This window comes from Paraburkholderia sp. CI2 (assembly GCF_014201055.1).
Taxonomy (GTDB): domain Bacteria; phylum Pseudomonadota; class Gammaproteobacteria; order Burkholderiales; family Burkholderiaceae; genus Paraburkholderia; species Paraburkholderia tuberum.
Genome location: NZ_JACHDL010000037.1, coordinates 18,786 through 33,200 on the forward strand (window position 1 = coordinate 18,786; position 14,415 = coordinate 33,200).

Genomic DNA, 14,415 nt, shown 5'->3' on the forward strand with positions numbered 1-14,415 from the left:
GTCCGCTGCCCGGCCGCTCCAACGCCCGTCGGAGCGCGCGGCGAGATGCAATGCGGCGCCGCTTGCGCCCGCCTTTCGCTGTTACCACCGCTATTGCCGCCGCTGTTGCCACCGCTCTTACCACTTTTCGCCGTCAGACATTCGATGACTCAACCCAGCTTCGCCCGCGCGGCCAGCCGGCCGCCGACCCTATCCCGCCACGCGGCCGACACCGCGCGGCTCGCCGCGCCGCTCGCGATCGCGCAACTGTCGCAAATGGCGATGAGCGTCACCGACACGATCCTGCTCGGCTCGCTCGGCCCCGATGCGCTCGCCGCCGGCGGCCTTGGCGCGAACCTCTTTTTCGTCGTCGTCACGCTGCTGCAGGGCGTGCTGACCTCGGTCAGCGTCAGCGTCGCGCACGCGCGCGGCGCGCAGGACGACGGCCGGGTGCCGCATATTTACTGGACCGGTTTCGTGCTGTCGGTGCTGCTGTCGGTGCCGGCGTTCATCCTGCTGTCGTTCGCGTCGAGGATCCTGCTCGCGGTCGGCGAGCCGGGCCTGCTCGCGCACAACGTCGGCCGATACGCGGCGGTGTTGCGCTGGGGCGCACCCGCGAGCCTGATCGGCGTCGGCCTGATGCGCTCGTTTCTGCCGGCGATCGGCGCGGCACGGCGCCTGTTGTGGGTGTCGATCGCGAGCGTCGGCGTGAACGGCTTCCTGAACTACGGGCTCATCCACGGCGCGTACGGGCTGCCGCGGCTGGGTTTTCTCGGCTCGGCGGCCGCGACCACGATCACCGTGTGGCTGACCGCGCTCGTGCTGATGGCGCTGCTGCATCTGCGGCCGCGCTTCCGCCATTTCGTCGTCGCGACGCGGCCGAAGCTGCCGTTGATGGGCGAATTGTTCGGCATCGGCTGGCCGGTCGCGATCACCTACGGCGTCGAGTCGACGCTGTTCCTCGCCACTGGCCTGATGGTCGGCCTGCTCGGCGAATCGCAACTGGCCGCGCATCAGATCGCGCTGAACGTCGCGTCGGTCGCGTTCATGGTGCCGCTGTCGATCGGCCAGGCGGCCAACGTGCGGGTCGGCTACTGGGCCGGCGCCGGTCAGCCGCTCGCCGCGCGCCACGCGGGCTTCGTCGCGCTCGCCCTCGGCGTCGGCTTCATGTCGATGTCGGGCCTCGTGCTGATCACCGCGCCGCACTGGATCGTCGGGCTGTATCTGCATCTGGACGACCCGGCCAACGCGCCGACCATCGCGCTCGCCAGTTCGCTGCTCGGCGTGGCGGCGATTTTCCAGATCGTCGACGGGATGCAGGCGGTGGGCTCCGGTTGTCTGCGCGGCCTGAAGGACACGCGCGTGCCGATGATCGCCGCCGCGTTCGGCTACTGGGTGATCGGTTTTCCGACCGGCTATCTGCTCGCGTTTCACGCCGGCCTCGGCGCGCGCGGCTTGTGGTGGGGGCTCGCCGCAGGTCTCGCGAGCGTCGCGCTGCTGATGACGCTGCGTTTTCACAGGCTGAGCCGGCGGCAGGCGCCGACGGCGGCATCTGCCACGCCGCCCGCGCGCTCGGTTCGAGCAAGGTAGCCGTACGCTCCACTCCTGAAGCACTCCCTGTAAAAGGTAAAATGGCCGCCGCGGCCCGCGAGCGCCAACCCGCGCTCACGCGCCACGAACCGCACGACGGCGCGCCTCACGAAGGCAGGCGCCGGACTGGCGCCGCTCGCGCACTCACCATTGCCCGCTTCGCGTGCGGCTTCAATTGGCCGCCCGTTTTTGCCGCGCTTTCGCCACGGCGCTTGGCCGTAGCCGCCTCACCCGCTTTGGCGCGGCAAACGCCGCAACGCCAGCCGACACCCGGCCGCGCCGCAGCCCCCGCTTTCCCGCGATACAACATAACCAGGGACCACCCGCCATGCTTGCCCGCGTCACCCGCCTATTCCCGCTCTGGGCCGTGCTCGTCTCGGTCGCCGCGTACTTCTCGCCGGCCTCGTTTTCCGGCGTTGCGCCGCACGTCACCACGCTCCTCACGATCATCATGCTGGCGATGGGCGTCACGCTGTCGGCCGGCGATTTCCTGCGCGTGTTTTCGCGGCCCGCGCCGGTGATCGCCGGCATCGTGCTGCACTACCTCGTGATGCCGCTCGCCGCGTGGGTCATCGCCAGGGCGCTGCGCATGCCGCCCGACCTGACCGCCGGCATGGTGCTGGTCGGCAGCGTCGCGAGCGGCACCGCGTCGAACGTGATGATTTATCTCGCGCGCGGCGACGTCGCGCTGTCGGTGACGATCAGCGCGACGTCGACGCTCGTCGGCGTGTTCGCGACCCCGCTGCTCACGCGCCTTTACGTCGACGCGTCGATCGTCGTCGACGTGCACGGCATGCTGATGAGCATCCTGCAGATAGTCGCGCTGCCGATCGTCGTCGGTCTCGTCGTCAATCATCTGTTCGGCAAGCTCGTGCGCAAGATCGAACCGATCCTGCCGCTCGTGTCGATGGTCGCGATCGTGCTGATCATCGGCGCGGTGGTGGGCGGCACGCAGAAGAGCATCGCGTCGGTGGGCCTCGTCGTGATGGTCGGCGTCATCCTGCACAACGGCATCGGCCTGCTCGGCGGCTACTGGGGCGGCCGTCTGCTCGGTTTCGACGAAGCCGTCTGCCGTACGCTCGCGATCGAAGTGGGCATGCAGAACTCCGGTCTCGCCGCGACGCTCGGCAAGCTCTACTTCACGCCGCTCGCCGCGCTGCCGGGTGCGCTGTTCTCGGTCTGGCACAACCTGTCGGGCTCGCTGCTCGCGGGAGTGTGGGCGGGTCGCCCGGCGACAGGCTCGACCCATCCCGACGGCGAGCGCGCGCTGCACGCCGGGCGCGTCTGATAGAGCGGCGGCGCGCCGCGGTTCGCATCAGGTGATGGATCACCGAACCGCGGCGCCCTCCGACCGACGCGCGGCACTCTGCTGCGTTTGCAGACGAACGACGAACACGCGCCCCAATTCCCTTAGAATGGTTTTCTCGACAGCGTGCGCAGGCCTTCGCTGTCGCCACGCGAAAAGCTTGCAAAACAAGGGGAAAACAGCGTGCAGGGCCAATTCGAACAACATCGGCGGGCCGCGCGCCGCCACTCGATAGTCAGCACGACGAGGCAATTTTTCCTGCTCTGTTGCGCGGCGGCATGTGTGACCGCCTGCGCGACGAAGCCGCCCGCCACCGCGTTCGACCGCCAGCTCACGCACGCACTCCCGGCCACCGCGGATACGCCGCTGCGCGAAGCGCTCGCGCCGTTCGAGGCGAAGCATCCGGAGCAGTCGGGCTTTCGCGTGCTGGCGAACGGCACCGACGCGCTGCAGATGCGCATCGCGCTCGCGCGCGCGGCGACCAAAACCCTCGACATGCAGTACTACATTGCCAACGAGGACACCACCGGCAAGCTGCTGCTCGGCGCCGCGCTGTATGCGGCCGATCACGGCGTGCGCGTGCGCATGCTGGTCGACGATCTGAACTTCAAGGACATCGACCGCATCATGGCGGGGCTGAACTCGCACGACAACATCGAGATTCGCGTCTTCAATCCGTTCGGCAGCGCCCAGCAAGGCATGTTCGAGCGCACCACGAACGTATTCACGCAGATCGGCCACTTCACGCGCCGCATGCACAACAAGGCGATGATCGCGGACAACCAGCTCGCGATCGTCGGCGGGCGCAATCTTGGCGACGAGTACTTCAGCGCCAGCGAAACGCTGCAGTTCCGCGACATGGACGTGCTCGCGGCGGGCCCGATCGTCGCCGACGTCTCAGCGAGTTTCGACGACTACTGGAACAGCGACCTCGCCTATCCGCTGCGTGCGCTGAACAGGCAGAAATTCGACCAGAAAGAACTCGACCAGACGCGCGACGACCTGCGCCACCACTGGCGCACCCATGCCGATCCGTACAACGCGAAACCGCTGAACGCGACGCCGCTCGCCGCGCAGATTACGAGCGAGCAGCTCGGCCTCACGTGGGCGGGTGCGGAATTCAGGGCGGACCTGCCGGAGAAGATCGCGCATCCGTCGCCGGACTACGTGAGCCCGCCGCTCGCGCGGCTGCGCGAACTGATGCGCGACGCGCAGCACGACTTCCTGATCGTGTCGCCCTACTTCGTGCCGCACGCGTCGGGCGTGCAGGCGGCCGGCGAGCTCACGCGCCGCGGCATCCGCATCGCAGTGCTGACCAACTCGCTCGCGGCTACCGACGCGGTCGCCGTGCAGGCCGGCTACAGCCCGTTCCGGGTGCCGCTGCTAAAGGCAGGCGTCGAACTGTACGAATTCAGGTCATACCAGGAGACGCCGAACGTGGGGCTGGTCGGCTCGCGTTCGCGCGCGAGTTTGCATGCGAAGACTTATGTGATCGACCACCAGATTCTCGTCATCGGCTCGATGAACCTCGACCCGCGCTCGGCCAATCTGAACACCGAGCTCGCACTCGTGATCCACAGCCCCGAACTCGCCAATCAGGTCGCCGGCATCTTCGAGCGTGCCATCCAGCCCGATCACAGCTACCACGTGACGCTCGCCGACGCGGCCCAGCTCGCCTATCTGCGCTCGATCGGCGCGCCCCTGTCGCCGCTCGTCTGGACCGACGTCGAGAACGGCCAGACACGCACCTACATTTTCGATCCGCAGGCCGGTTTTTACCGGAATGCGCTAACGGGTCTATTCTCGTTATTGCCTGTCAACTCGGAACTTTGAGAAGCGGAGTCAACCATGACTGAAGACGTACGGATGGAGCGCGACACGTTCGGCGAAATCGCAGTGCCGAACGCCCGCCTGTGGGGCGCGCAGACGCAGCGCTCGCTGCAGAACTTCAAGATTTCGACGGAAAAGCAGTCGCCCGAGCTGATCACCGCGCTCGCGGTGATCAAGCGCGCGGCCGCCGAGGTCAACCTCGGCCTCGGTGTGCTCGACGAGCAGAAGGCCCGCGCGATCATGCAGGCGGCCGACGAGATCATCGACGGCAAGCATCCGGACGAATTTCCGCTGGCGGTCTGGCAGACCGGCTCGGGCACGCAGACCAACATGAACCTGAACGAGGTGATCGCGAACCGCGCGAGCGAGCTGCTCGGCGGCGAGCGCGGCGAAGCGCGCAAGGTGCATCCGAACGATGACGTGAATCGCGGGCAGTCGTCGAACGACGTGTTTCCGACCGCGATGCACGTGGCTGCCGCGGATGCCATCGTCAAGCATCTGCTGCCCGCGCTGAAGACGTTGCGCGACACGCTCGACGGCAAGGCGAAAGCGTTCACCGACGTCGTCAAGATCGGCCGCACGCACCTGCAGGACGCGACGCCGCTCACGCTCGGCCAGGAATTCTCGGGCTATGTCGCGCAGCTCGAGCACGGCATCCGGCACGTCGAGTCGGCGTTGCCGCATCTGTACGAGCTTGCGCAGGGCGGCACCGCGGTCGGCACGGGACTGAACGCGCACCCGAAGTTCGCCGACGGCGTCGCCGCCGCGATCGGCAAGCTGACCGGTCTGCCGTTCGTGTCGGCGCCGAACAAGTTCGAGGTGATGGCAGCCGCCGACGCGCTGGTATTCGCGCACGGCGCGCTCAAAACGGTGGCCGCGAGCCTGAACAAGATCGCCAACGACATCCGCTGGCTCGCGAGCGGCCCACGCTGCGGTCTCGGCGAGCTGTCGATCCCCGAAAACGAGCCGGGCAGCTCGATCATGCCGGGCAAGGTCAATCCGACCCAGTCCGAAGCATTGACGATGCTGTGCGCGCAGGTGTTCGGCAACGACGTCGCCGTGAACATCGGCGGCGCGAGCGGCAACTTCGAGCTCAATGTGTTCCGTCCGATGATCGCGCACAACGTGCTGCAGTCGGTGCGCCTGCTCGCCGACGGCGCGCACAGCTTCAACGACAACTGCGCGGCCGGCATCGAGCCGAATCACGAGCGCATCGATACCTTGCTCAACGAATCGCTGATGCTGGTGACGGCGCTCAATCCGCACATCGGCTACGACAAGGCCGCGCAGATCGCGAAAAAGGCGCACAAGGAAGGCACGACGCTGAAGGCGTCGGCGCTGGCGCTCGGCTATGTCACCGAGCAGCAGTTCGACGAGTGGGTGCGACCGAAGGATATGGTCGGACGCACCGCATGATGATGCGCTGCGCTTAGATCTTTCCCTGCGCGACTTCTTCCGGCTTCAGCTCGACGATCGCGTCGAGCGCTTCCTTCACGTCCATCGCGTACCTGGCGAGGCGTTTCTGCTCCTCGGTCTCGGGCAGGAAGGCGGACACCGGCACCGGATGGCCGTTCTCGTTGACGGCGACCATGACGACGAGACAGTCGGTGGTCTGCAGCAGTTCGCCGCCCTTCGGGTCGCCCGCGTGCACCGACACGTGGATGTGCATGCTGGTGCGGCCCGTCGCGACGACGCGCGCGCGCAGCTCGACCAGATTGCCGACGAGGATCGGCCGACGGAAACGGATATTGCCGACGCTGACCGTCACGCAATAGCGCCCAGACCATACCGCCGCGCATGCGTAGGCGGTTTCGTCGATCCACTTCATCAGCGCGCCGCCATGCACCTTGCCGCCGAAGTTGACCGAGGTCGGCTCGGCGAGAAAGCGGAAGGTGGTTTCCGAACGGTCCAGCGGTGCGGTGGGAACAGTGCTCATCTTGACTCCGGTCAATCGGATGCATTGAAAGGAGACGATTATACGAGCGCAATATTGCGCGCGGCGCGGCGTCGATTGGGGACGCAGCGCGAAGCGCGCCGATGGGCCGAGGGTGGGCCTAGTTGTGGACGCTGATCCCTGTGTCGACGGTACCGTACATGTTGATGCTGCCGCTGCCGGCCGACCCCGAGCCGGCTCCGCCCCCCGCGCAGGCGCTGGACAGCAGAACCGCCGCGGCGACGGCGAGAAGAGTTTTCATCACATCGATTTCCTGCAAGGACAGGCTTCGATTCTAGCCTGGTGGCTCGCGACGACGCGCAAACGCGGACCGAGCCGGACACGTCCGTCGCATCGATTGTTCACGCGAAGCTGAAACATCGAATACCCGATGCGCGTAGAGTAGGAATCGTGGCGGCGGGCTTTGCGATTGGACCGCGCTGCCCTGTGCCGCCCATTCAGGAGACGCGCCATGACCGCCCCCCTCTTAGACGACCAGAACCACTTCCCCGGCCTGAGCCGCATCGGCGCGCTACTCGCCGATCCCGGCCGCGCCGCGATGCTGTGGGCGCTAATGGACGGTAGCGCCCGCCCAGCCGGCGAACTGACGATGATCGCGGGGCTGTCGCCATCGGCGGCGAGCGCCCATCTCGGACGGCTCACCGACGGCGGGCTGCTCGCGCTCGAAGTGCGCGGCCGACATCGCTATTTCCGTATCGCGTCGGCGGACATCGCTGCATCGATCGAAGCACTCGCCAACGTCGCGCAGGTCAGCGCGCCACAGCGCTCCGTGCCGCGTCCGGCACGCACCGTGCCGCTAGAAATGCGCTATGCGCGCACCTGTTACGACCACATGGCAGGCGAGCTGTCGGTGCGCATGTTCGAGCGCATGCTCGAGTGCGGACTGCTGACGCAAGACGGCGCATCGCTCGAAGCGACCGAGCAGGGCGTCGCACGCTTCGCCGACTGGGGCATCGACATGGCCGCGCAGAAGACCCGACGGCGGCGCTTCGCTTGCACCTGCCTCGACTGGAGCATGCGCCGACCGCATCTGGGCGGCGCGCTCGGCGCGGCGTTGCTCGATGCGTGGTCGGCGCAGGGCTGGGTCGAGCGGACCGAGCGGCCGCGCGTGCTGCGCGTCACGCCGGCCGGCCATCAACAATTCGATGCGTTTCTGGCCGGATAGACCGTTCACCTGCCGGCGGCCCGACGTGGCGAGACCTTTTGTTACACGCCAGTGAATCCACCTTACAAATGAGCGATTCTTGAAACATAGGCGGCAAGTACAGTGACTGAACGGACCCGGCCCATTGCCACGTCCGTCGGAGATCAGTCATGACACACGCCAAGCAGCCCGTGCAGCATGCCGGGATCCGACGCCGGATGAGCGGCTATACGCTGATCGCGGCCGCCGTCGTCGCGCTTGCGACGCAGAGCGCCCTGGCGCAGCAAGCGACACCCGCGCCACAAGCCGCGGCGGCCGTCGGGCCGGGCGGCGATCCGTCGGGCGGCGATCCGCCGGGCGGCGATCCGTCGGGCGGCGATCCGTCGGGCGGCGATCCGTCGGGCGGCGATCCGCCGGGGCGCATCGCCCGGCTGAACTACACGGCCGGCGCCGTGACCACCGAGCCCGCCGGCGCGACCGACTGGTCGTACGCGCAGATCAACCGGCCGCTGACGACCGGCGACCAGCTATGGAACGACCAGAACGCACGCTCCGAGCTGCACATCGGCTCGACCGCGGTGCGCCTCGGCCAGAACACGAGCCTCGACGTGCTCAATCTCGACGACACGACCGCGCAACTGAAAGTCGCGCAAGGCACGCTATCGACGCGCGTGCGCGAGCTCGCGCCGGGCTCGTCGTATGAAATCGACACGCCGAACCTTGCGCTCGGCGTAAATGGTCCCGGCGACTACCGCGTCGACGTCGCGCCGGACGGCAGCAGCACGACCGTCACCGTGCGCAGCGGCAGCGCGATCGCGTACGGCGACGGCGGCCAGGTGCCGGTCGCGGCGGGTCAGCAGATCCGCTTTGCCGGCACCAGCCTGCAGCAGCTCGCCGACAACCGCGCGCCCGCTGTCGACGAACTCGACCAGTGGGCCGCCAGCCGCGACGCCACCGAAGACCGCTCGCTGTCGGCGCGCTACGTGTCGCGCGACATCCCCGGCTACGAGGACCTCGATGCCAACGGCACATGGCGCGAGACGCCGCAGTACGGCGAAGTGTGGGTGCCGAACGCGACGCCGGCCGGCTGGGCGCCGTATCACGACGGCCACTGGGTCTGGCAGGCGCCGTGGGGCTGGACCTGGGTCGACGACCAACCTTGGGGCTTCGCGCCGTACCACTACGGCCGCTGGGCCGAGGTCGACGGCACGTGGGCCTGGGTGCCAGGTCCGCTCGAAGCGGACGCGGCGCCGGTCTATGCGCCGGCGCTGGTCGCATTCGTCGGCGACGACGACGGCGGTGTCGACTGGGGTGTGAACCTGGCGGTCGGCGGGGTCATCGCGGCGGGCGTCGCGTGGTTTCCGCTCGGGCCGGGCGAGCGGTGGCATCCGCATTGGGGCGCTCACGACCGCTGGAGCGCTGGGTACTACAACCGCGTGAACCGCACGACGATCGTCAACGACTACCGCCGCAACGTGAACATCCACAACACATACGTGAACTATCGCGTGCCGGGCGGTGTGACAGCCGTGCCGGCGACAGCGTTCGTGCACGGTCAGCCAGTCCGACGCTTTTCGCAGAAGGTCGATCCGGCGCAGTGGCGCAACGCGCGGATCAACCCGGGCGCACCGGGGATCGCGCCGGTGCGAGAAAGCTTCGGGTCGGATCTGCGGCGCGCGAACTACCGGCCACCGGCGAGCGTCGTCGGCCGGCCGGTCGTCGCGACTCGCAATCCCGTCATGCCGGCCGCTTATCACGACGAACTCGCGCAGCGCTTCGCGCAAAGCGGCGGTCGGGTGCCCGGCGGCGGCCAGCCGGTCGTGCGCACCGCGGTGCCGGCGCATATGACCGGCGCACCGAGCGCGCTGCCGATGGCGAATGTGCGGGTCGTGCAATCGCATGTGCCGGGACGTCCGCCGGGGATGGCCGCGGGTGCGCCTGGCGCCCCCGGCGCAATGGGCGGTAACGGCCCGCATGGCGTCGAGCAGGCTGGCCAGCGGCCCGGCGAAGCCGGCGTCGTGGGGCCGCATGGCGAAGCGCCGCAAGCGCGTCAGGGCATGCCGCCGCAGATGGTCGGCAAGCCGCGTCCGCCGCAGCCTGGCGAGAGTGGGCTCGCGGGCAATATGGGCCATCCGTCGAATGGTGTGCCGCGGCCGCCGCAAGCAGCCGGTAGGAATTCAGCCAACCCGGCGGCGTACGCACGGCAGCGCGGCGCGCCGCAGGAATGGGGCGCGGTCGGCAGGTCTCAGCCGGCATGGACGCAGCCGCATACCCCGATGGCGCAGCAGGCACCGCGCATGGCGCAACCGGGCGGCCCGCAACAGCCGAGCTTCGCGCAACAGGCCGGTATGTCCCACCCGCCGGACAACCCGGCCGCGCAGCAACAGGCGCGTCTGCCAAACCGGCATCCGCCTGTGACGCAACAGGCGCCGCGCGCCGTCCCGCCGCAGCAACCGCGTCCCGAACCACAAATGCAGCAGGCGCAACAGCCGCGTGTCGAACCGCGTCCGCAGCCGATGCCGCAAGCCTCTCGGCCCGAACCGCAGTTCCAGCAGGCGCAGCAGCCGCATTTCGAACCGCGTTCACAGCCGATGCCGCAAGCCCGGCCCGAGCCGCGTCCGCAGATGCAGCAGCCACGCCCCGAACCGCGGCCCCAGCAGGTGCAGCAGCCACGTCCGCAACCCCAGCCGCAACCGCAACATGCCGAGCAGCACCAGGGCGGCGGCAATCGCGACGAGCATCACAAGAGCTGAGCAGAGCTGAGCAGGACGCCTGCCGTCCCGGCAACAATAAAGCCCCGCGATGCAAACCATCGCGGGGCTTCTGTTATTCGACGACGACGAGAGCGAGCGCTACCGCCCCGCTCCCACCGACATCAGATCGCCATCGGCGCCGTCAGCGGCTCGTGATGCCGATAGCCGACCAGAGAGAAATCCGCAGGCTCGATCGTCTCGAGCCATTCCGGCTCGTACACGCCGGTCTTCGCGTAGTCGGGCACGCGATCGGAAATCGCGAGCCGCGGACTCTCGTACGGCTCGCGCTCGAGCTGCTGGTGCAGCATATCGAGCTGATTCTCGTAAATATGCGCATCGCCGATGAAATAGCTGAACCAGCGCGGCGTATAGCCCGTCAGCCGTCCGACCAGATGCAGCAGCGCCGCGCCCTCGGTCAGATTAAAGGGCGTGCCAAGCCCGACGTCGTTGCTGCGGATATACAGGCACAGCGAAATTTCGCGGCGCGTAACGTTCGGCAGAAACTGGTACAGCAGATGGCAAGCCGGTAGAGCGATCTGGTCGAGCATGGCTGGGTTCCAGGCATGGAACAGAATGCGTCGATCGGCGGGATTCTGCATGATCGTGTCGAGACACTGGCGCAGCTGGTCGATCGCCTTGTAAAGCAGCACCTTCGAGCGGCCTTCTTCGTCGAACTGCGTGATCACGCGAAAACCGCGCGCCTGCGCGTCCGCGAGTTGCGCACTCGCGCTGGCGTCGAGCACCTTGTACGCCGGCCACTTGCGCCATTGCACGCCGTAGACATCACCGAGATCATCCGGGCCCTCGCGATACGGATTGGCGAGCCACTGTGCGTTCTGATTCGCGTTCCCGTCCCACACCTTGCAGCCGAGCTCGCGGAAATCCGCGGCGCTGCGCGAAGCACGCAGAAACCCGACCAGCTCGCCGATCGCCGACTTGAACGCGAGCTTCTTCGTCGTGACCGCTGGAAAGCCTTGTTGCAGATCAAAGCGCAGCATCGCGCCGGGCATGCTGATGGTGCGGATGCCGGTGCGGTTCTCCTGCCACGTGCCGGTGTCGAGAATCGTACGGACGAGGTCCAGGTATTGTTTCATGCAGTTTCCTTCGGCGCGGCGCGAACCCGATCAGGCGCGCACACGGAATTGAGCAAAACCCGATTCTAACAAGCGCGACCGCACGCCGCCGGGGCATGGCGCGCCGCATGGGGAATATCGAGGGAAATATCAGACGGAAAGGAAAACACCGCGGTACGCGATATACGGGCGGCAAACACGCGCATGCAAAAGTGCTTCGACGCGACGCTTGGCCGATGGGCGTCGCTGCGCCCGGAAGGCACAGTCAATCCGTCCGAACCGGCACAGCCCGAGACCCCCGGCGACGCGCCAGACCTTCACATGCCACGTCGCCCGTCTCGCCGCTCGCCCGCGCCGCCTACAGATGCTGCACCGACGCCGGCAAATCGCCGTGCGGCGGCGCCATCGGCTCGGCTTCCATATGACGCATGCCGTGCGAGCACAGCAGCCGGTACAGCGTTACTCGCGAGATGCCAAGTTCCTGCGCCGCGTCTCCGAGCCGCCCGCGATGCCGCAGCAACGCAAGCTCGATCGCCTGACGCTCGGCCGCTTCGCGCGCCTGCGCGAGCGACACCGGCACGATCTCGACGTATTCGGCAAGTTCGAGGTCGCGCGCGGTGATCGCGCGTCCCTCCGACATCACGATCGCGCGCCGCACCCGATTGATCAGTTCGCGCACGTTGCCGGGCCAGCCGTAGTTATGCAGCGCGGCGATCGCGTCGGGCGCGAAGCCACGCAGGCGGCGGCTCGCATCCTTCTTGAAACGTTCGAGCATGTGCCGCGCGAGCAGTTCGATGTCCTTGCCGCGCGCGCGCAGCGGCGGCTCGTCGATCTGCAGCACGCAGAGGCGGTGATAGAGGTCGGAACGGAAGCGCCCTTCGATCATCGCCGCGGTCATGTCCACGTGCGTGGCCGAAATGATGCGCACGTCGACGTCGATCGCGCCATGGCCGCCGAGCCGCTCGACCTTGCGCTCCTGCAGGAAGCGCAACAGGCTCGCCTGGCTTTCGAGCGGCAGATCACCGATTTCGTCGAGAAACAGCGTGCCGCCGTTGGCCGCCTCAACCCGGCCGATCTTGCGCTGGTTCGCGCCGGTGAACGCACCGCGCTCATAGCCGAACAGCTCCGATTGCAGAAGATGCGGCGGGATCGCACCGCAATTGATCGGCACGAACGGCGCGTTGCGCCGCGCCGAGCGTTCATGAATGGCGACTGCCGTCAGCTCCTTGCCGGTACCCGATTCGCCGGAGATAAACACCGGCGCGTCGGTCATCGCGACCTTGCGGATCGAGCGGAACAGCGCGAGCATCGCGTCGCACGAGCCGACCATCTCGCCCTCGGCGCCTTGCGAGCCGTCGTGCGACGCCGTTTCGCTCAGCGAGATCATGCCGTACGCATGACCGACCGAGTCGACAATACGGTCGCCAGAAGACGGCACCGTCACGTAATCAAAACAGTAGTCGCGCACGAGCCGGCGCAACGCGGCGTCCTGGAGTTGGCCAGGCGTAGTGGCAGCGACCCAGCCGACGTTCGGCATGGTCAAACAGGATTCAAAAGCAGCGATTTCGTGCGGCTGGAAATCACTGGACAGATCGAGCAGGCCACCAGCAGCCGAGCCGGTGCGCACTGCCCGGCGCGCATCGCGCGCCGATCCCACGACTTCGACATGCCAGCCACGCTGCATAAAACGCGTATTCAGTTCCGCGCTCGGGTCACGCGAAACGTAAATCAGTTGCCGCGTTGCGGGTTCCATTATTCAGATCCTCTCGCCAACGAACGTTAAGGACGACGCATGCACCTGAAATTGCGGTTCAGACACGCTGACTCGTCCAGGATTCGCGAATCGCAAAACCCGAACGGCCATTCCATTCCGTGCGGACAGCTGATCCCCAAGAAAGCGGCGTGTGTGTTCGAGACGGCCCGATATGGGCCTTTTTTAAATCTGAAGCTGTTTTCGAGAGCTTACTATACGCGCGCCGCTTCGAAAACAATTATGCGAATTTAATCGATTGACCCGTTGCCCATCAAGGCTTAGCGGCCGATCGCGATTTATTCAGCCGACAAATAAAACATTAGTGGAAGCGCTTTTCGTGGCGTTCTCGCGACAGTATTTCGTACGTCGCGGATTAACGAATTACAGGTATTTTCTGCTGATCCGTTTCAGGGCTGCAACGTTTTTTCCCGATTTGGAACGCATTAGTCGTGTTTGCGCTGGTTGGCGCCAGACGTATCAATGGATTGCGAGCGATGGCACACGTTTCGCTAATTGGCGTGCACCAGGGAGACACATCATGCGACTCGCATTCCGCATCGATCTGATAAGCCGCCGCGCACCATACTTCGCGATCTGCGCAGCTCTCGCGTTCAGCGCCCTGCCGGCGAGTGCCGGCACTCCGACAGCGCAAGCCGCCCCGGCGCGATTCGCCACGCTGACGGATTCCAGCGATGCCGCCGACCCCGCCTCCGCCAGCCTGCAAGCCACCGCGCCGGTTGCCGCGGAGGACGACAGCCAGATTGCCGCCAACCCGTCGAGCCCGGCTGCCGATGCTGCATCCATGAACGATATTTCGCTCGACGACCAGATGCTGTCGCGGCAACGCGGCGGCGCGGTCGGCATGTTGATGGTCGCCGCGACGCCCCGTTTGATGCAAAGCGGCGGCAACCAGGTGACCTTGTGGGACGAGATCGCGCCACCCTCGCCGCTGCCGGTGCCCGTCGATGCCGCGCGCGCCGCCCAGGGCAACGTCGCGACGTACCAGCGCAAGTAAGCAGGACGAAGCCACGAA

11 protein-coding genes are annotated in these 14,415 nt (G+C 66.9%); 7 read left to right on the plus strand and 4 right to left on the minus strand.

Features of this window, described 5'->3' with window-relative positions; all coding sequences use genetic code 11:
- Positions 1–144 precede the first annotated feature (144 nt).
- From HDG32_RS33145 to fumC, 4 genes are all read left to right on the plus strand, one after another.
- Positions 145–1,569, plus strand: coding sequence for an MATE family efflux transporter (locus HDG32_RS33145; protein ID WP_184073782.1), 1,425 nt, complete (start codon positions 145–147; stop codon positions 1,567–1,569).
- Between the two features lie 328 nt (positions 1,570–1,897).
- Positions 1,898–2,857, plus strand: a complete 960-nt coding sequence (locus HDG32_RS33150; protein ID WP_184073784.1) for a bile acid:sodium symporter family protein — start codon at positions 1,898–1,900, stop codon at positions 2,855–2,857.
- A 249-nt stretch (positions 2,858–3,106) separates the two neighbouring features.
- Positions 3,107–4,708: a phospholipase D family protein gene (locus HDG32_RS33155; protein WP_184073837.1), complete on the plus strand. Its 1,602-nt coding sequence runs from the start codon at positions 3,107–3,109 to the stop codon at positions 4,706–4,708.
- A gap of 15 nt (positions 4,709–4,723) precedes the next feature.
- Positions 4,724–6,121, plus strand: a complete 1,398-nt coding sequence (gene fumC / locus HDG32_RS33160; protein WP_184073786.1) for a class II fumarate hydratase — start codon at positions 4,724–4,726, stop codon at positions 6,119–6,121.
- 13 nt (positions 6,122–6,134) lie between these two features.
- On the opposite strand, the gene HDG32_RS33165 is transcribed toward fumC, so the two are convergent.
- Complete coding sequence (locus tag HDG32_RS33165) at positions 6,135–6,641, minus strand: acyl-CoA thioesterase (RefSeq protein WP_184073788.1); 507 nt, start codon at positions 6,639–6,641, stop codon at positions 6,135–6,137.
- A gap of 118 nt (positions 6,642–6,759) precedes the next feature.
- A complete protein-coding gene (locus HDG32_RS33170) occupies positions 6,760–6,900 on the minus strand; it encodes a hypothetical protein (protein ID WP_167368602.1) in 141 nt (46 codons plus the stop codon).
- A 210-nt stretch (positions 6,901–7,110) separates the two neighbouring features.
- Here HDG32_RS33170 and HDG32_RS33175 point away from each other — a divergent pair, with 210 nt between their 5' ends.
- Positions 7,111–7,824 (plus strand): helix-turn-helix transcriptional regulator, encoded by a 714-nt coding sequence (locus HDG32_RS33175; protein ID WP_184073790.1) that lies wholly within the window; start codon positions 7,111–7,113, stop codon positions 7,822–7,824.
- A 149-nt stretch (positions 7,825–7,973) separates the two neighbouring features.
- On the plus strand, positions 7,974–10,556 hold the full coding sequence (locus tag HDG32_RS33180; protein ID WP_184073792.1) for a DUF6600 domain-containing protein: 2,583 nt from the start codon (positions 7,974–7,976) through the stop codon (positions 10,554–10,556).
- 122 nt (positions 10,557–10,678) lie between these two features.
- Here HDG32_RS33180 and HDG32_RS33185 read toward each other — a convergent pair whose 3' ends face one another.
- Together HDG32_RS33185 and HDG32_RS33190 are read right to left on the minus strand one after the other, a co-directional pair.
- Entirely contained in the window at positions 10,679–11,650 is a 972-nt protein-coding gene (locus HDG32_RS33185) for a thymidylate synthase (RefSeq protein WP_184073794.1), read from the minus strand.
- 337 nt (positions 11,651–11,987) lie between these two features.
- On the minus strand, positions 11,988–13,382 hold the full coding sequence (locus HDG32_RS33190; RefSeq protein WP_184073796.1) for a sigma-54 dependent transcriptional regulator: 1,395 nt from the start codon (positions 13,380–13,382) through the stop codon (positions 11,988–11,990).
- A 538-nt stretch (positions 13,383–13,920) separates the two neighbouring features.
- On the opposite strand from HDG32_RS33190, the gene HDG32_RS33195 reads away from it, so the two are divergent.
- Positions 13,921–14,397, plus strand: coding sequence for a hypothetical protein (locus tag HDG32_RS33195; RefSeq protein WP_184073839.1), 477 nt, complete (start codon positions 13,921–13,923; stop codon positions 14,395–14,397).
- Positions 14,398–14,415: the final 18 nt, after the last annotated feature.

Coding starts and splice junctions, on each gene's coding strand:
- HDG32_RS33145 (WP_184073782.1), top strand. CDS start 145: ATGACTCAACCCAGCTTCGCCCGCGCGGCCAGCCGGCCGCCGACCCTA.
- HDG32_RS33150 (WP_184073784.1), top strand. CDS start 1,898: ATGCTTGCCCGCGTCACCCGCCTATTCCCGCTCTGGGCCGTGCTCGTC.
- fumC (WP_184073786.1), top strand. CDS start 4,724: ATGACTGAAGACGTACGGATGGAGCGCGACACGTTCGGCGAAATCGCA.
- HDG32_RS33165 (WP_184073788.1), bottom strand. CDS start 6,641: ATGAGCACTGTTCCCACCGCACCGCTGGACCGTTCGGAAACCACCTTC.
- HDG32_RS33170 (WP_167368602.1), bottom strand. CDS start 6,900: ATGAAAACTCTTCTCGCCGTCGCCGCGGCGGTTCTGCTGTCCAGCGCC.
- HDG32_RS33175 (WP_184073790.1), top strand. CDS start 7,111: ATGACCGCCCCCCTCTTAGACGACCAGAACCACTTCCCCGGCCTGAGC.
- HDG32_RS33180 (WP_184073792.1), top strand. CDS start 7,974: ATGACACACGCCAAGCAGCCCGTGCAGCATGCCGGGATCCGACGCCGG.
- HDG32_RS33185 (WP_184073794.1), bottom strand. CDS start 11,650: ATGAAACAATACCTGGACCTCGTCCGTACGATTCTCGACACCGGCACG.
- HDG32_RS33190 (WP_184073796.1), bottom strand. CDS start 13,382: ATGGAACCCGCAACGCGGCAACTGATTTACGTTTCGCGTGACCCGAGC.
- HDG32_RS33195 (WP_184073839.1), top strand. CDS start 13,921: ATGCGACTCGCATTCCGCATCGATCTGATAAGCCGCCGCGCACCATAC.